Below are 16507 nucleotides of genomic sequence, written 5' to 3'. Positions count from 1 at the left end.
CATAACGCTGCGGCCACAGTCGTATTGAGGGAAACGGACAGCGTACGACAACCGCTACGGCACCCGACGAAAAACGTCGCTTCCTCGCAGAGTTTTCATAAGGCCGGTATTCCTGTCCACATAAGCAAGCTCCCAACCGGTCCTCAGAATATCATTGCCAATCAAGCTTCCGACCCATGCGGTGATAGAGTTGCAGGATTTCATGGCGTTCTTCCACACAACCACGAATCTAACCGCATTCGCGCTGGTCTCGCCAACCAAGTCAAACGGAATACCTTGGCAATCAAATCCAGCCGCATTGTTGGTATATACGCCTCGGAAGGAGCCGGCCGTCGTACCGGGCCATATCCTCATCTCGGAACCACGCGCATTCTTCCAAACCGAAGGAAGCGGGAGCGTTTGCGCAGAAGCACTTGAAAGGCTCAAGCCGACGACAAGCAAGAAGGCTGATATAAATCGAAGCATACAACAAGACCTCGGTTGTCATAGCAAAAAGCACAACCTTTAATATACGATCTCTTTTGTTGCGTCAAACGGATGCATAACGACAACTAGCACGTGACGAGGATTTTGCCTTGACGACCTTCACGAGCATTGTGCGCGAGCGCTTGGCCGATCTTGGCAAGAGGGTAGCAAGCTTCGACAGGGGTGGCCGCTACGCCACATTGAATGAGATTCGAAACAGCACTCATTTCCCGCGCAAGCTCGCCGCGCTCCACGAAATGTACCCAGTCGCGAAGGCGAAAAAAGCGAAGGTCGATATCGGGACGCGTCGTGGTCAATGACACGGGCAGCGGGGTCCCCGACAGCAGTCCATAGTGCAAGTGCACGCCATTTACGCGCAGCCCCGACGCCAGTCGCGCCCCCTCCTCGCCCCCAACCGCGTCGAACACGATATCCAATCCGGCGCCGCTTGTGACTTCAGCAATGAGAGCCGATAGCCCGTCGCCCGGCTCAACAAGGGTAACACGCAAGTTGAGGTCGGAAAGAAGCTGAATTGATCTTGGATTTCTCACGATGGCAATCGGACGTATCCCGACCCGGTTTGCCAACCTGATCAGAATCCGCCCAATTGCGGATCCGGCTGCGTTTACCGCCACGTGCAAAGCAGGCGACGATAGAAGCGACCTACTCAGCAACAGCGCTGTCAGCGGGTTCACATAGGCGAAGGCGGCCTGTTCATCCGATAGGCCTGCGGGAACGCGAAAACACCACCGGCTGTCCGTCACCTTGAATTTTTGCCAAGCGCCAGCACGACCCAGAGGCCAAACCCGGTCCCCAACATTGAGCAAGGAATATAAGCGCGTGTAACGTAGCCTACGGTTTGTAGGGGATCTACGAAATGGATCCAGTCAGCGACCCAGCCAAGCTGAAGGCAGAGGCGACGTATAACGCGGCAGCGGACCACTTCGATGATGGCCCGCTTGCGTTCTGGGATCGCTATGGTCGGCTCACCGTGCAAAGGCTCTCGCTCGCACCGGGATCGGCGGTGCTTGATGTAGGTTGCGGGAGCGGCGCTTCCGCGATACCAGCCGCGATCGATGTCGGACCGCGGGGGCGAGTTATTGGGATCGACCTTGCAGAACGGCTGCTGACGATCGCGCGCTCGAAAAGCCTCGCGCAACATCGGCAGAACGTCGAGTTCCGTCGTGCTGACATGACGGCACTGAGCTACCCGGATGCGTCATTCGACGCCGTGATCTCGGTGTTTTCGCTGTTCTTCGTGGCCGATATGGTCGCCGAGATTCGCGAACTGTGGCGCGTGCTGCGGCCCGGCGGAAAGCTCGCCATCACCACCTGGGGCCAAGAATGTTCGAGCCTGGCTCTGAAGCATTCTGGTCGGCGGTGAAGGAGTTCCGTCCCGATCTCGTCGCAACCGTCAGCCCTTGGGAGCGCATCACCAGGCCGGACGCGCTGCGCCAGCTTCTGTCGGAGAGTGGGATCAGCGGCGCTGAGGTCACCTCCGAAGACGGCAAGCAACGGCTTCAGTCTGTGGAGGATTGGTGGACCATAGTGCTCGGTTCAGGTTACCGCTGGACGGTCGAGCAGATGAGCGAGGGCGAAAGGGCCGGGGTCAAAGCCGCGAACCTGAAGAAGCTGCGGGAGAGCGGTACAACGTCAGTCGAGACAAACGTGATCTGCGCCATCGCGCCGAAGATTTAGCATCGATCCGGCACCGCAACGCGAACCTGGGTGCCCGCAAATGACACGCGATTCGCTCACCCAAACGGCTTTTGCGACTGCCAGCAGCGGGCCATGCGCTCCCGACGTAGGATGCGACTATGTGCTGCCGATGACGTAGTTAGTTCGATTAAATTCGGTACAATGTGCCTCCGATGGATGATCTGATGCTGGCTCATCGATGAAACGACGGGTGTTTCTTGCGGGCTTGTGGGCCGCGGCTTACGGAGATCTGTCGGCGGCTCTCGCGCAGCGAAGTTTGCGCACGATCGGCATATGGTGGAGCCCGCTCCAAGTGCGCGAGATACTGGCGCCTTATAAGGCCCGCCTTGAGGCACTCGGTTGGGTCGAAGGCCGAAACGTCCAATTCCTGGTTCGCGCTTGGGACGGCGATGCCGGCAGCATGCGCCTGCAGGCAGACGAGTTGGTCGCCGCGCACCCTGATGTCATCGTGGCGCTAAGCAACCCGGCAGTTGCCATCCTGCCGGTTCAGGCAGCCCAAAAATTCGAATTGGTTGTCAATCTCAAGACGGCGAAAGCGTTGGGCCTCACCATATCTCCAACATTGCTGGGCCGTGCTGATAAGGTCATCGAGTAGCCAAAACAATCGTAGTCTGTTGGCGGGTGGCGCTCGGTCTATCCGGTCCGGAACGCGGAAGCTGAGGTTGCGAAGCTTCAGGGAGCGTCGGCCAGCCATCGTACTCGCGAACATAAGACCGCCAAGCTTCGCCTCATTGCTCGTTGGCTTGTTCTTCCCAATATCATCGGGACTGGGCGATCAATTTGCCTGCCGCTTTTGAGCCGCAGCCTGGTCGATTAGGAAATCGTCCAATTTCCGGCCGCTCCGAAGTTGCGGCCGCAGCCACCTGGGCAGCCTGCCGCGTCCCGACCAGGTCTCCGCCGGGTTCTTCGGATTGCGATATTTGGGTCGGACGGGTGGATACGGTCGGCGCTTGCGGTCGAACCGTGTGACCGCATCAGCCAGGCCAATCTTGTGCAGCCGTTCATCCAACCGCGCTTTTTGCAGCAAGAGTTTCTCAGCGAGGCTGGCGACAACTTGTTGATGCAGACTCCAGAGCTCCTCAAGGGAGAGCGAATTGAAATGCTCAGTGTCCATGGCTCAATCCGAATTCTTTGGAGGGAAAGCCCGCGCAGACAATTTGGGAATTAACGAGCAGCCAAATCTCCATTCCTCTTAGTCACACATCCACAGTTAACTCCGGGAGGTAATCGGAGAAAGGCAGGACGGGGGTAATATCATGGCGGCGCATTTATTTGGTGCGGGGCGACTACAGGCGAGCTGTGATGCAGCGTGTAGCAGCCTAGCGCTAGGGCGAGCGTATTAAATCGAAGATCGAGAGCACAATTAATTCATTGTGCAGCCAGATTTAAGCCGCATGATGGCCCAGGTTAGCGCGAACCGTGATGCTGGCCGGGGGCGCGGCACCGGGAGTTTTCGATGACCGGTTATTTGCGATTGTGCTTCGTCAGCTTGGTTCTTGTTGAAATTCTTTCGACGGCGCCTGCGTCCTCCAGCCCTCTTGCGGACATCTTCAATATCGCTGCACCACAACCTGCTGTGCCCTCCCCGTCGCAAGCGGAATGCGTGGCACGCCCCGGCAGCTCGAGCCCCGCCGGCCAGCATTGGGTCTATCGAATGGATGGGCACCGCAAATGCTGGTTCCTGACCGAGAGTACCGCGAAGGTGAAGGTGAAGACCGTTCCTCGGCGCGTGGCCAAAGATAGCACCGCCAGTTTGGACCAGAGCGAGACCGTGCGGCTCAGCCAGAGCGGGGTCGCTGGTGCGCGCGCGGAGTTGCTGAGTTCGGCACCGGCCGAGCCGTCTCAGCCGCCTCACCCTGAAGTCAAGGTAGCTGATGCTAACTCCGATCTCGATAGAGACATCGCTCTGATGTCGGCGGATCTCATCTCTGCGCATGGCCGCCGGCCGACGCCCCTCGCGCCCGGCCAAATCGATGTCGAGCAACTTCTCGCGACCGCGCCGGCAAACGATGTGGTGACTTCGTCCGAACCTCCGATTATGCCGATGGGCGTACGCCTCGCGGAGGCTGACAACGAGGCGGCGAGCCGGACGGCAACTTGGCTCGGCGTACTGTTGATGATGCTGGGGATGCTCTCCATCTTGAGCACGAGCCGCTGGCTTCGGCATGCGGTGAGGTTGCGCTACTGAAGCCGCTACGCTTGGGCAGAGTACCTGACGCGCTGCCGTGCGACGCAAGAGTTCCAGGCGCCCGTATAGCCAAATGGCCACAGGTACAAAGGTTCCGCGCGCATTCGTTGAGTTTGGTGCTGCCTCAGGCGGACATTGACTACGGATGACGACCCCGTTGGGATGGAATTGTCGTCATGCGGTACTGTTCGTGGTGGACAGCAGCCGGCGAGTGATCTGCGCCGCGAAGCTCGATTGCATCGACGAGCAGGCTGCGAGATGTCGAGCCGAGCAAATGTATCGCGAGCACGGCTTTGAGCTTTGGGAAGGCGATCGAATGTCCGGTCAACCCCAACAACAATCCAAGTGCTGACATTCTCGCAGTTAATGGACGTCTCGGTCCAACTCTCGCAACAGTTGATGAAGGAAGTCGCTGGCGTTGTCGTTTAGCGGCTTCAGTTAGCTTCCCTCGACGCAGCTTGCCGGAACCATTTTCGGTTCGGGCTTCACATCACTTTCGGATGCTACTTGCTGGGGCCTTCCTGCGCGTCAAAGCGCACCTGCCGGCAATCGCGAGACGGGTGTCGGGCGGCGCGCGGCGTAACAACAGGCTATGCGAAGCTCGTGGGCAAGCTTTGTAATGTCGGAATCCGAACCGACTGGACGCGACCGAGTCTTGTCTAGTTGGTCCGTTGCTCAGAACCGAACTATATTAGCGATCGGCCCGGCGCAAATGCCGGGCTTATTCGTTGCGCCCGTCTTCGCGGCTCAGCTCCAAGGCGCAAGCACGTGCGCCGGAGGAGCCGGTCATATGGCTTTGGGATCACACGAGCAATCTCGCTTCGTAGCTCAGTCCTCGAGCACGCTATCATTTCCCCTGAGCTCTGGGGTGGCCTCACGCTCTGGGACCTGGTGCGAGCGATAGCGCGACTCGCGCTCACGGGGTGCCGGCCGTTCGGACGGATTGCGACCAATCTTGGCTTGGAGTTCGAGAAGGTCGGTGAAGACGTCGGCCTGGCGGCGCAACTCGTCGGCGATCATCGGCGGCTGGCTGGCGATGGTGGAGATCACCGTGACCCGCACGCCCCGGCGCTGGACGGCCTCGACCAGGGGGCGGAAGTCGCCGTCACCCGAGAATAGCACCATCTGATCGATGTGCTCGGCGAGCTCCATGGCGTCTACGGCGAGTTCGATGTCCATGTTGCCTTTGACTTTGCGGCGCCCGGCGGGGTCGACGAACTCCTTGGTGGCCTTGGTGACGACGGTGTAGCCATTGTAGTTTAGCCAGTCGACCAGCGGACGGATGGAGGAATATTCCTGATCCTCGATAATGGCAGTGTAGTACAATGCCCGCAGCAGCGTCCCGCGACTTTGAAATTCACTGAGTAGGCGCTTGTAATCTATGTCGAAGTTGAGTGTCTTCGCCGTGGCATAGAGATTGGCTCCGTCGATAAAAAGCGCAATCTTGTTGGGACCTGACATGATGGACGATCTCTGGCCGCAAGTGCCATGCTTCGGGCCCAGCGCGGGTGAACCCGCCAAATGAGACGGCACTTCTAAGGCTTTCATCGAAGCTTGACTTCGCAAAGCTATACATAGGTATGTCCGCCCAGGAGTTGGGGTCAGCACTATCGATTCTTCTCGGTGCACATGGACCTGGACGGAAAGATCGCGCGAGTGAAGGAACTCATCGCGAAGCGTGAGGAGTTGGATACCGAGCTCAATGAGCTTCTTGGTGGCGCGGCTCGCGAGCGCCGCGGTCCCAAATGCTCGACCCGCAATGAGACGGGACATCGGGCAACCACCTGCCCGACAAAGTCGTCCGCGGCACTAACAGCTTAGACTACAAAAGCCCGCTCCGGCGGGCTCTTTTCTGTCGGATCCGGTGCCTTGCGATGCGATAAGGATCTCCTGTCCCAAAAGGCGAACTGGAAACAGGGCGTTTGGTTCAAGCGCGTGTTTGCGCGCGCTGCTTCACGATGGCTGAGGTGACGAGCCCGAAAGCGAATAAGGTAAACATAATCCCTATCGTGATCTGCCCGATCGCGGCGATCCGCGCTGTCGGCGATAGTGGCGCGATGTCGCCAAAACCCGTCGTCGTGAGCGTCGTCAGACTGAAGTAGCTTGCACTCCCGAAATCGAGTCGATGCTCGGTGCTTCGTGCAAAGGCGAAGGCATTCGCGCCAGGTCGATCAATGAGAAGGTAGAGGTAAGCGAAGCCTTCGACAAAAAGCACGTAGGCCAAGACGACAAGTTGGATCGCGTGTGTGAGCGATATCGATCGCGTGTCATGCCCGCCGAGCATCCGGTTGGCGGCCACGATCAGCGCGCCGAACGCAATGCCGATGAGCATCGCAGCGCTGATCCCAGCGTATATCTGCACTATCTCGCCGTCCGCCGTGTTTCCCGCAGCCAGAAGGTTGTATGTCAGCGGCTCAGCCGCGGCAATGATAGCCATACCGACGACGATGGTCAGGGTGGCAAGGGGTATGTCGGTGTCGCCATCGGCAGATTTGATGCTTTCAAACCTCCGCTGGGCGAGATCGATCACCAAGTTGACAAGGGCAGGAAGCCCGATGAAACCGATCATCACGACATTCGAAAGTTCCACCACGACGGCCCATCGCGATCCGCTCGTGCACGCGTAGATATCTCCGTAGCCGACCGTGGCAAACGAGATGACGGTGAAATAGAACGATTCGGGGAGACCAAAATGTTTCGGATCAATCGGGTCAGCGCCGGAGCAGAACGGAAAGCCCTCTGCCGTCCGCGCGAGAAAAACGTAGAAGTAAGACCACATGGCGATCAGAAGGAAGAAATAGATAACGAGAGTGATCGCCGGCACAGCGAAATTGCCTGGCGGATGTTGTTTTATGCTTTCGAACCACCGCAAGAAAATCCGGATGGCCGGCCGAAGCAGCAGACCCGAGCCAATCGCTGCGATGAGTGAAACGATGGCGGTCGCGGGCGAGGGCGTCACGAGCCAATAGCAGAGCCCGCTCGAAAGCAGCCACGCCGCATTCATTCCGGTCGACTTCAGCAGTGCTAGCGTTGGGCCGTCCATCTCGTTTTCCCCTCTAGCTTTTGGGAGCCTCCAGACGGCCTAGATGGGTCATCTGGAAATCGAGACCGTCATTCGCCTACACGTTCTATCTTCGACGTTTGCGAGTCAGGACGAGCCCTCGGCTTGTGGCATTCAGGACGTCCAATCCTCGTCCCCAAAGTCCGGCCCTGCGGGTCGCGTTGGCTCTGAGAGTGTGCGCGGCACCCTGCCCAGCGCCGCATGAGCACGGTATGCTCTTTGAGATAGAGGGCGCGGTTGTAGACGCGTCGAACATCATCTTCGTCCTGATGCGCCAAAGCAACCTCAATAACCTGTGCGTCAGCGAGAGACCTCTCATTGCAAATGGTGGAGGCTGTTGATCGGAAGCCGTGTGCGGTCATCTCATCCTTGCTGTAGCCCATCCGGCGTAATCCGGAGTTGAATGCATTTTCCGAAAGTGGCTTCAGATTCGAACCGATGGACGGAAGCAATAAGCCGTTACCAGGTGTGAGGGCCCACACCTCGCCAATAATAGCGAGCGCCTGCTTTGAGAGTGGCACGTACTTGGGTTTGGATTGGTGCCCAGGGGCGGATTGCGCTGCCCGACGCGCTTGTCATTGAAATGTATGGATAATTTCTACCAGACCGTTTGAATGTTTACCAGTCCTGTTACACGGCAACCCCCGAGCCGCCAGCGAACAGAAACGGAAACTCAGCCTGACTTCCGTCTCGGAGCTTCCGTATCAACGCAGCAGAGTTGATCGGCCCATCAGCCTCCTCGTGCCGGGCGAGGTCAAGGTAGTAGTTCTGTCCGCCATGCTTAGCGAAGATGAATCAGTCACCAGTGAGGCGGCGGGCATTTGCGCGTTCGCTGAGACCCTCTATCAGCAGCCGATACGGTAAGGCACTCTGCCACGCATCGGGATCATGACCCGATTGCTCAGCGATGGTGTTCAAGGCAGCTTTGAGGTCAGGATTGCCCTTGCCCCTCGCGATGTTCCATCTCTCGCCGATGTTCCGCAAGACATGTCGTGAGGTAAAGTAGTGTTTGTGCCAGAAGGGAAACAGGGGCGGATGCTTGAATTGCTCGCCCTCTTCGCCCTTGACGGTGGTTGGTAGCTTTAGGCTCTCTAGCGCGTCAATCTCGCGGAGCACTGGCATCATGTCGCCCGTGGTGACGAGACGGACGATCAGTCCGAAGCTGACGCGGGAGACGTATGGGGCCTGAGGCAATACTTCGGACTTGAGCTGAGCGAGCTGCTCAAGGGTCAAGCTCACCTTTGCTGCGTCGGGTGGAGTGGTCGGATCATCCGCGCTCACGGAAGTTTCTTCTCCGCCTCCGCGAGAAAAAGTACAGTAGCAGCGGTCATGTGCAATACGTAGGAGACCAGTTCCTCGGGCACCTCAGGTGCGACACTAGCACCTGCCCCATGCCCGGCCTGCCTGTTGCGCGGCGTTGATATCGCGGATTCCAAAACGCTACGCAATCCACCGAAGTGTCCTTGCCAGTACGCGGGTATGAGACCGTTGGTCAAGCAAACGTTCACGAGGCCCTTAGCGGCCGCTTTCGGATCGAACGGCCATTTCCGTTTAGTGCAGATAACCTTCATGGTGCTCTCGAAGCATTTATAGCAATCAACCAAAGCTTCCTGCTTTTTGCCGTGCCTGAAGTGCTCATAGGCGCTCAAGAATTCTAACTGGGCATTCTCATACTCTTTGCCGCGCAGCACTGTCAGTGCGGGCACCACCACCTCTTTGTGTATGAGCAGCGAATCGACGCGTACGATTTGCCCATCGCTGTATTGGTAGCCGATGCCGTGTTCTTTAAAGCGAATGTTTAGCTCTTTGATAGCTTCCTTTGCGGCCTCCTCCGCACGATCGCCTCGCCCAGCATAATTGTACTTGCTACAAATCCGCTCAATGAATCGAAAGCTCAGCTCAACCGCATCAAGAACCCTTCCCGAGTCCTTCACTGCAAGAAACCAATCGCACAGATCACCCTTCGCGTATCTCGGATCGTTCGGGTTTATCGAGCGCGAACTCAGTTGAAACACGCTGTATTCGCGGCGCAGTATCTTGACTATCTCTTGATACGCTTCTTGAATTTCGTCCTCATAATATTCGCTAAGGGCAGGCTCACCAATCGCATCGTTCCAGACGTGAATTATCTGGGTACGCAGGTCCCTCGGAATATCGTCGTAAGTAAATACATCAGTCGTTTCGCCGAGTTCGCGCTTTCTGCGCTTAGAATAAAGATCGAATACCACCATCCGGGAGCCTCCTCGCTGGCCCAAAGATATACAGCGAGTCGTCGAATCAGGAATGCATCCTCGGCCAAAAAATAAGGGTCAAAATCGCGAAGGCTATGCCGTCGGAGCTGCAAGGCAATCTCCCCCGTATGTCCTCCACGAGGCCGGGAGGGTCACCACGCACACCTCCAACCCATTGCTAGAACGCTCAGCCTTAGGCCTTAAGCCTCCGCAGCAGATTGGCCACCGAGGACGGATACCAGCGGCCACCACGAGGCGTCATCATCTCGCGGCCATTAAGCTCGTTAGCAATGGACTCCAGCGTCACCGCACCGCCTGCCCGGATGTCTCTCACCACCTCTGCAAGGTCCTGCGCTCGTTGGTCCGCATTGGCTGAGACCGCAGCGATAGCCGCCGCGTTACCCTTCCCTGCCAGCCTCAAGGCCGCGGCTCCGTTCGGGTTACCAAGGCGTCTGACCCTGCGATGCGCCTTCTGGCCAGTCTCCGCAATGCGTTTGCGGGCTACCTTCAATGCGTCGGTGGTGCGTCTGGAGATGGCTTGGGCCTCTGCCTGAGCAACCACCGCCAACACACCAATGGTGAGGTCATTGGCCTCGGGCATGTCACAGCATACGAACTTCACGCCACTGTCTCTCAGGGTGAGGGTGAATGATGCTGAGCGAGATAGACGGTCAAGCTTGGCTATCACCAGGGTGGCGCCCGTGACCTTGGCGTGGTGCAGTGCAGCCGCGAGCTGGGGACGCTCGTTGGTCTTACCGCTCTCCACCTCGGTGTATTCCCGGATAATCCGCGCACCCCGGCTCTGCGCGAATTCCTGGATGGCCGCTTCCTGAGCCTCCAGACCCAGGCCGCTCTTGCCCTGCTTCTGCGTCGAAACCCGTCTATAAGCCACGATCTTCATGCCATTGGCTCCATACAAACCCGCCTAACGGACATTACTCCGATTTGTAACCGAGCTTAACAGACACGTCATTGCGACGTTTTGACTCAACGCTACAGAGCCGTGGTCCGCATGCTTCCGCCCCGGAGCGCAAGTCCGGATGACTGTGAAGCGCACATGGATATCGCCCAACGGCTGCTCAGTGTGAGCAGCGCGTAGCCTCATGTCAGCATTGCTCAAAGGCCGGAGGCGGCATCTCCCGCATTTGTGTGATCCTCGGGGATAAATAGAGACGGACACTCGGCTCAACTATGCCTTGGTCGTACCATGCGTAGCGGATTGTTGGAGCACGCTATGGCTAAGATCAGTATAGACCTTGAGAACTGCTACGGAATCAAGAAGCTCAAAGCAGACTTCGATTTCAAAAAGGCGAGAGCGTTCGCCATTTACGCTCCCAATGGAGCAATGAAATCCTCACTGGCGACGACCTTCCAGGACATTGCAGATGGTCAGCCGTCGAAAGACCGAATATTCCCCACCCGGACCACAAAGCGAACGGTTACCATCGACGGCGCCGCCCTTTCCAAGGATGCCGTATTGGTTGTCCGGCCCTATGACGAGGTGTTTGGGAACAACGAGAAGACCTCGACCTTGCTCATCAACGCAAAGCTTAAGCAAGAGTATATCAGCCTGCACGAGGAGATCGAGGACTGCAAAGACAATCTCACTAAGGCGCTCCAAGCCCAATCTAGATCAAAGCGAGACATCGAAAGGGAAATCTCGCGGACATTCACGGCAAGCGAGGATCAGTTCGCGAAAGCATTATTCCGCATCGAATCCGAGTTGCTAGCACAAAAGTCTGCGCCGTTCAGCGACGTCGATTATGACACAGTCTTCGACGACAAAGTCATTGGGCTTCTCGCAACGAAAGACATCAAAACAGCCATCGAGGACTACATTAAGAAGTACAATGAACTCCTCGCTAAATCGACGTACTTCAAACGCGGCATCTTCAACTATTACAATGCTTCGTCGGTGGCCAAGAGTCTTGCCGATCACGGCTTTTTCAAAGCCAATCACTCGATAAACCTCGTGTCGGGAACGCGCCTCGAAATAAGCGATGCGAAGGACCTGGAGGCCCTCATCTCCAAGGAAAAAGAGGGGATTACAAACGACGCAACGCTCAGGAAGAAATTTTCAGAAATTGAAAAGCTGATCCAAAAGAATGCCGCAGTGCGCGACTTCCAATCCTACATTGAGCAGCGCGAAGACCTGTTAGCCAATCTCGCAAACGTTGACGCCTTTAGAGAAGAGGTATGGAAGTCGTATATGTTTGCCAATATCGAACTCTACAAAGAGCTACTGGCTCACTACCGTGCAGTAGAGAAGAGGAAGGCCGAGATCGAAAAGGAGGCTGCCGCGGAACGCACCCGCTGGGAAGAAACGATTGAGATTTTCAACGACCGATTCTTTGTGCCTTTCGAGCTTGTCGCGAAAAACAAAATCTCGGTCATGCTCGGTGAAGACCCCATCTTGAATCTCGGCTTCATCTTTAAGGATGGAACTGAAAGCACATCGGTTGATCGGGAGGCGCTTATCTCAGCGCTCAGCACGGGTGAAAAGAAAGCACTATATGTCCTGAACATCATTTTCGAGATCGAGGCGCGGCGAGCAGCAAACCAGAAGAGCGTACTCGTGGTCGATGATATAGCTGACTCATTCGACTATAAAAATAAGTATGCTATCATCCAGTACCTAAAGGATATTGCGGATGATGAAACGTTCAGTCAGATCATCCTCACACACAACTTCGATTTCTTTCGGACCGTAAATAGCCGATTTGTCGACTACGACTACTGCTACATGGCATCGAAAAGTTCTGCTGGACTTTCGCTGCAAAAGGCCGCCGGAATAAAGAACATCTTCGTGAATGACTGGAAGTTAAATTTTCGCTCAGATGCGAAGAAGCGAATTGCCTCCATACCGTTCATTCGCAACCTTGTTGAATTCACGAAAGGCGACGCTGACGCCGATTATGGGACCCTCACATCATTGCTGCATTGGAAGGCAGAGAGCACCACGATCACGCGGAACGCACTGGCCGAGGTCTACAATCGCGTATTCCATTCAACCATAACGCTGCCCGATGGTAGTGGCACTGTATTGTCGGATGTCTTCACCGCCGCTAAGGAATGCCTCAAAGCAACGGAGGGTATGAACTTCGAGAATAAAGTTGTGTTGTCGATAGCCACGCGACTTGCGGCTGAGAAATTCATGGCCGAACGAATAAAGGATGACAAACTGCTAGCTGGCATAACTTCGGCTCAAACGCCCAAGCTGCTCAGAGAGTACAAAAAGCGGTTCGGGAGCGAAACCGCCAATATTGCGATCATTGAACGAGTGATGTTGATGACCCCGGAAAATATCCACCTAAACTCGTTCATGTATGAGCCCATCATCGACATGTCCGACGATCATCTTCGTAAGCTATATCGTGATGTCGAGTCTCTTAGTTAGGTCCGTTAGCTCTTGGCCTTATACCAAGCATCCGATGCGGATCGTCACGCCCCGAAACATCAAGACGTTCCTCGAACATGGCATTCCTGAGAACGACGACGGAGTACGAGGACGGTGAGCAGTGATGCGTGCGTGTTGGTCGCTAACCTACCCCGGTCGGCCATATGACCTCAGTGATCACTCAGGATGACCCTCCATGGTTGCCTCCCGGTCCCTCCATAGCTCCTCAGTGCGTCATGCACAAAGGGGCGCGAGTGCAAGCAGCGCGGACTTACCTCCATCTCCAATAGCCCCCAACACCATGGCTCCAGAGCTACGTGCCGCCCCTTTTGGCACGCTCACAATGCATGAGGCTACACATCAGTTCTTTCATCAGCGTTGAGGGAGATCGCGTTGCGCTCTCGCGCAAATTCTGTCGCCTTCTGCTTGATTTCGAACGCGCGGCGTGCATCGCTTCATGTCATCCGATAACGTGAGACAAATTAGTATGCACAACTTCATTCCGAGGAAGAGAACAAGCTCGGCACCAAGCTCATTTGACGCCTTGTTGGTTGCAACGGACGAGCCCGGCTTGTTCGATGAGCCTGGACCCGCTGGCTTCGCTTGGGAGCTTCAAGATAATGGAGAGATTATCGATCGAGATGCGGAACCTATCGACTCTTACAGCAGTTCTGAGAACGAAGCTTACGCCGTTGGCGTCTTTCGGATCTTAGAGGCGGCCCCGGATCATTCTGCCGTCCACATCATCACAACTGCTGACTATGTAGCTAAAACGATCACGACTTACATGCCCTCATGGATCAAGAACGGCTGGAAGAATACGCAGGGTAAAGACCCTGCTTACGTTGAATGGTGGAAACGCTCACACGAACAGTGCACGCAGCGCAACATAACTGCAACGTCAGCCAGATATTCAAAAAACCACCCGGATTACAAAGAGACATTTAAGCTCCTAGATTTGATCGCGGTGACTGTAAGACAACATCGCGGCGGGGAGCTGGGTTCTCCGCGAGGGGCATTTGGTCCGATCGACCCACAAGATCAATGAGCGCTATTACTCGTTTGCCATACGGTCGCGATCCAAGGAATATCGTTTGTGCAACGCCCGGATGTCCGCAGCCAACTATGCGGTCCCTAGGAATTGGGCTCGCATCCTTCCACTGCAAGCGCCACGTCGAGCACAAAGCCCGCCACGGCAGTCACTGGCACCGAAGCTATCGCGCCAAGGAGTTGAAGCCCTATCTCGCCGCAGCGGCTTCGTACATTCGGCCTCGCCTTGAGACGGACACCCAGATCAAGGAAGCCATCGCACGGCTCGCGCTTCTTCTCGAAGAATCTCCGTACGACATCGCCACGCGATTGCGCGGCTTATCTCCCAAAGCTCGCTCGGGCATCGCCTTTGGTCGTCTACGCAAGAAGGGCATCAAGCCCGAGCGGCTTCTTGCCATCCACCTCGCCATCACCGCACTCATCGAGGAAGATCCCGGCTCGCATCGCGTGAAGGAGTTTCGTTTGGTCCAAGCCGCAAAGGCGGCCCATCGTCTCGCCAGCGGTTATCATCGCGTTTGGCCGCAGCAGGACAAGAACGGAAGGAACTTCAGGATCGAGCTTCATGCGTACGCGAGAAGCACGGGCCGGGTGTTGAGGCTGATCGGGCAAGCTATCGAGGAGCGATGCGAATGGGCAACCGAGAAGCATTTGGCTGGGGTGCTGGCCCTCAAGGTGAAGCGCTATGGCAAGCATCCCGAGATCCTCAAGTTTGAACGTTGAAGTCGCTCCGTCAGATGGTCACCACATTTCGTGAAAAGGCAGCTCACGGGAGAGATCGGGTGGCGCGGACCACATCCGTCAAGGTTGGCGATCTATCTCGGTCACTTCGCGCCCCGAAGGCAGCAGGGGCTCGCATGCTGAAGCAGCAAAAGGAGGACGCGGGATTCATCTGGTTTGACCCGCAGCTTCGAGCTGACGATCCCAAGCTGACCGCCGCGATTAACTCGTTCCGTCAGTACCTCGAAGACCAGGAGATCGTGACGGAAGCAAGGTCAAGGCGCCGAAGTAGCGCGGCGGATCGCGGCTTCAGACTCGCGGTGGAGACGACATGTTGCAATCTGCTCGTGGTTTCGATGGTCGGGACGGGAACACAGTTGGCTGTTCCGCTCGCTCACCGAACGATTTGGGGTCGAGGCGCTTACGCGAATCCGGCCTACGGCCAGCATTTCCTTCACTTGATCGAATTGCTGGAGGCCCTTCGTTTCGTTGGTCGCTACCAAACGGGCTACAACGTCCGGGGTCGGAGCAAGGCGCCATCGCTCTTCGTCCTGGGACAGGGCCTCACGAAGCATTTTCCGGTTGGCGCCTTTGCCCAGCGCAGCATTCGAAGGGAGCCGGACGCACAGCCGATCATCCTCAAAGGTCGCAAAGACAAGAACGGGAATGCGCCACTCCTGGATTATCGGGAGACCAAAAGAACGTCGGCATGGCACCGCGAAATTGATCGCATCAACAAGTGGCTTGTCACCACCAACATCGAATTGCTGGCCGACGACTGTCCCTTGGAGATCGATGAGGAGGGGCAGGTGGTTGCGTTCTTTCGAAGATCATTGCGCCGCACCTTCAACAACGCCAATTGGCAGCACGGCGGGCGCCTTTCGGGCGGATTCTGGATGTCCATGAAGCGAAAGGATCGGTTTCGTCGAATACGGATCAACGGCGAACAAATTGCAGATGTTGATTACGAGCAGCTCTACCCGTTCCTCGCTTACGTGCGTGCCGGAGCCGACATGCCGGGCGGCGACTTCTATGATGTTCTCGGCGACAGGTCGTTGCGCAAAGGTTGGAAGATCCTCACCAACGCCCTGCTGTTTGCGGAGAAAGGGCTCAAAAATTGGCCTTATGGTTCGCACGAGCACTTCCCGAAGGAAATGAAATTCAAGGAGGCGGTCGAACTCGTACGCCGCAAGCACGAGCCGATTGCTCATCTATTTGGAACTGGTGTCGGGTATCGATTGATGCGGATCGAAAGTGACGTTCTGATTGCCGTGGTCTCGCACCTGTTCAGGAACGGGGTTCCAGTTTTGCCGCTGCACGATGCCTTGCTGGCTGCTCAGTCCGAGGCCGAGACCGTCAGGTCGGCCATGGAGTACGAACTGGCGATCCGTACCGGGGTCCGCCGCGCGACTGTAAAGATCGAATTTCCATCGTAAGTACAGATGCTTAAGTTCTTACGTCTCCGCTAAAGGGAGGGAGGTCTCTAGGTGTCGGCCTTTAGGCAAAGGGCCACAAGCCAGCGCTTCGAGGATCAGCTTCTTGGGAGTTGGTGTTGATGTGTGTTTCTCCCTTCATCATCACCGTTGGCATGATGCCGGGACCAAGAGGGTTACTCCTTGGCTATAGCCTCGAAGTGACCGAGTAGCCATCACCTCCACACCGGACCAACTTCGAAGGTC

General features: G+C 56.5%; 16 protein-coding genes and 1 pseudogene. 8 read left to right on the top strand and 9 right to left on the bottom strand.

Features of this window, described 5'->3' with window-relative positions; genetic code table 11:
* Window positions 1–54 precede the first annotated feature (54 nt).
* Entirely contained in the window at window positions 55–465 is a 411-nt protein-coding gene (locus ACNJX9_RS04620; protein ID WP_083514893.1) for an avidin/streptavidin family protein, read from the bottom strand.
* 86 nt (window positions 466–551) lie between these two features.
* Window positions 552–1100: a zinc-binding dehydrogenase gene (locus ACNJX9_RS04615; RefSeq protein ID WP_439410008.1), complete on the bottom strand. Its 549-nt coding sequence runs from the start codon at window positions 1098–1100 to the stop codon at window positions 552–554.
* A gap of 242 nt (window positions 1101–1342) precedes the next feature.
* Between ACNJX9_RS04615 and ACNJX9_RS04610 the strand changes: the two genes are divergently transcribed.
* The 3 genes from ACNJX9_RS04610 (at window position 1343) to ACNJX9_RS04600 (ending at window position 2779) form a co-directional block, all read left to right on the top strand.
* A complete protein-coding gene (locus ACNJX9_RS04610; RefSeq protein WP_439407969.1) occupies window positions 1343–1849 on the top strand; it encodes a class I SAM-dependent methyltransferase in 507 nt (168 codons plus the stop codon).
* On the top strand, window positions 1810–2163 hold the full coding sequence (locus tag ACNJX9_RS04605; protein WP_439407968.1) for a hypothetical protein: 354 nt from the start codon (window positions 1810–1812) through the stop codon (window positions 2161–2163). Before ACNJX9_RS04610 ends, ACNJX9_RS04605 begins: the two co-directional genes overlap by 40 nt.
* Before the next feature lie 313 nt (window positions 2164–2476).
* Window positions 2477–2779 carry a hypothetical protein gene (locus ACNJX9_RS04600; RefSeq protein WP_439407967.1) on the top strand — a complete coding sequence of 101 codons (303 nt, stop codon included), beginning with the start codon at window positions 2477–2479 and terminating at the stop codon, window positions 2777–2779.
* A gap of 180 nt (window positions 2780–2959) precedes the next feature.
* On the opposite strand, the gene ACNJX9_RS04595 is transcribed toward ACNJX9_RS04600, so the two are convergent.
* Complete coding sequence (locus tag ACNJX9_RS04595; protein WP_057759758.1) at window positions 2960–3298, bottom strand: H-NS histone family protein; 339 nt, start codon at window positions 3296–3298, stop codon at window positions 2960–2962.
* Between the two features lie 342 nt (window positions 3299–3640).
* Here ACNJX9_RS04595 and ACNJX9_RS04590 point away from each other — a divergent pair, with 342 nt between their 5' ends.
* On the top strand, window positions 3641–4372 hold the full coding sequence (locus ACNJX9_RS04590) for a hypothetical protein (RefSeq protein WP_439407966.1): 732 nt from the start codon (window positions 3641–3643) through the stop codon (window positions 4370–4372).
* A gap of 828 nt (window positions 4373–5200) precedes the next feature.
* Here the strand turns inward: ACNJX9_RS04590 and ACNJX9_RS04585 are convergent.
* The 6 genes and pseudogenes from ACNJX9_RS04585 to ACNJX9_RS04560 form a co-directional block, all read right to left on the bottom strand.
* The gene (locus tag ACNJX9_RS04585) at window positions 5201–5833 is read right to left on the bottom strand and encodes a LabA-like NYN domain-containing protein (protein WP_439407964.1); all 633 of its coding nucleotides are present in this window, start codon (window positions 5831–5833) and stop codon (window positions 5201–5203) included.
* Between the two features lie 466 nt (window positions 5834–6299).
* Window positions 6300–7415, bottom strand: a complete 1116-nt coding sequence (locus ACNJX9_RS04580) for an ion channel (RefSeq protein WP_439407963.1) — start codon at window positions 7413–7415, stop codon at window positions 6300–6302.
* Window positions 7416–7483: 68 nt separating this feature from the next.
* Window positions 7484–7960, bottom strand: a pseudogene (locus tag ACNJX9_RS04575) (tyrosine-type recombinase/integrase); the annotation flags it as partial.
* Between the two features lie 268 nt (window positions 7961–8228).
* Window positions 8229–8714, bottom strand: a complete 486-nt coding sequence (locus ACNJX9_RS04570) for a hypothetical protein (RefSeq protein WP_439407962.1) — start codon at window positions 8712–8714, stop codon at window positions 8229–8231.
* Window positions 8711–9664 (bottom strand): STM4504/CBY_0614 family protein, encoded by a 954-nt coding sequence (locus tag ACNJX9_RS04565; RefSeq protein WP_439407961.1) that lies wholly within the window; start codon window positions 9662–9664, stop codon window positions 8711–8713. The genes ACNJX9_RS04570 and ACNJX9_RS04565 overlap by 4 nt, the downstream gene beginning before the upstream one ends.
* A gap of 193 nt (window positions 9665–9857) precedes the next feature.
* The gene (locus tag ACNJX9_RS04560; protein ID WP_439407959.1) at window positions 9858–10565 is read right to left on the bottom strand and encodes a recombinase family protein; all 708 of its coding nucleotides are present in this window, start codon (window positions 10563–10565) and stop codon (window positions 9858–9860) included.
* A 333-nt stretch (window positions 10566–10898) separates the two neighbouring features.
* Between ACNJX9_RS04560 and ACNJX9_RS04555 the strand changes: the two genes are divergently transcribed.
* The 4 genes from ACNJX9_RS04555 to ACNJX9_RS04540 all read left to right on the top strand — a co-directional run bounded on the left by ACNJX9_RS04555 (window position 10899) and on the right by ACNJX9_RS04540 (window position 16264).
* Complete coding sequence (locus ACNJX9_RS04555) at window positions 10899–13061, top strand: phage infection protein (protein ID WP_439407957.1); 2163 nt, start codon at window positions 10899–10901, stop codon at window positions 13059–13061.
* 571 nt (window positions 13062–13632) lie between these two features.
* Entirely contained in the window at window positions 13633–14109 is a 477-nt protein-coding gene (locus ACNJX9_RS04550) for an RNase H family protein (RefSeq protein ID WP_439407956.1), read from the top strand.
* A 182-nt stretch (window positions 14110–14291) separates the two neighbouring features.
* The gene (locus tag ACNJX9_RS04545; RefSeq protein WP_439407955.1) at window positions 14292–14831 is read left to right on the top strand and encodes a hypothetical protein; all 540 of its coding nucleotides are present in this window, start codon (window positions 14292–14294) and stop codon (window positions 14829–14831) included.
* 134 nt (window positions 14832–14965) lie between these two features.
* Window positions 14966–16264 (top strand): hypothetical protein, encoded by a 1299-nt coding sequence (locus ACNJX9_RS04540; RefSeq protein ID WP_439407954.1) that lies wholly within the window; start codon window positions 14966–14968, stop codon window positions 16262–16264.
* Window positions 16265–16507: the final 243 nt, after the last annotated feature.

The organism is Bradyrhizobium sp. BLXBL-03, assembly GCF_051853015.1.
Taxonomy (GTDB): Bacteria; Pseudomonadota; Alphaproteobacteria; order Rhizobiales; family Xanthobacteraceae; genus Bradyrhizobium; species Bradyrhizobium manausense.
Note: the sequence above shows the minus strand (reverse complement) of the source record. Positions and strands in the feature narration are given on the sequence as shown.

What these genes read in the sequence shown, in the direction of transcription:
- ACNJX9_RS04540 (WP_439407954.1), top strand. Translation starts at nt 14,966, where the DNA reads ATGCTGAAGCAGCAAAAGGAGGACGCGGGATTCATCTGGTTTGACCCG.
- ACNJX9_RS04565 (WP_439407961.1), bottom strand. Translation starts at nt 9,664, where the DNA reads ATGGTGGTATTCGATCTTTATTCTAAGCGCAGAAAGCGCGAACTCGGC.
- ACNJX9_RS04620 (WP_083514893.1), bottom strand. Translation starts at nt 465, where the DNA reads ATGCTTCGATTTATATCAGCCTTCTTGCTTGTCGTCGGCTTGAGCCTT.
- ACNJX9_RS04595 (WP_057759758.1), bottom strand. Translation starts at nt 3,298, where the DNA reads ATGGACACTGAGCATTTCAATTCGCTCTCCCTTGAGGAGCTCTGGAGT.
- ACNJX9_RS04580 (WP_439407963.1), bottom strand. Translation starts at nt 7,415, where the DNA reads ATGGACGGCCCAACGCTAGCACTGCTGAAGTCGACCGGAATGAATGCG.
- ACNJX9_RS04585 (WP_439407964.1), bottom strand. Translation starts at nt 5,833, where the DNA reads ATGTCAGGTCCCAACAAGATTGCGCTTTTTATCGACGGAGCCAATCTC.
- ACNJX9_RS04605 (WP_439407968.1), top strand. Translation starts at nt 1,810, where the DNA reads ATGTTCGAGCCTGGCTCTGAAGCATTCTGGTCGGCGGTGAAGGAGTTC.
- ACNJX9_RS04590 (WP_439407966.1), top strand. Translation starts at nt 3,641, where the DNA reads ATGACCGGTTATTTGCGATTGTGCTTCGTCAGCTTGGTTCTTGTTGAA.
- ACNJX9_RS04560 (WP_439407959.1), bottom strand. Translation starts at nt 10,565, where the DNA reads ATGAAGATCGTGGCTTATAGACGGGTTTCGACGCAGAAGCAGGGCAAG.
- ACNJX9_RS04610 (WP_439407969.1), top strand. Translation starts at nt 1,343, where the DNA reads ATGGATCCAGTCAGCGACCCAGCCAAGCTGAAGGCAGAGGCGACGTAT.
- ACNJX9_RS04555 (WP_439407957.1), top strand. Translation starts at nt 10,899, where the DNA reads ATGGCTAAGATCAGTATAGACCTTGAGAACTGCTACGGAATCAAGAAG.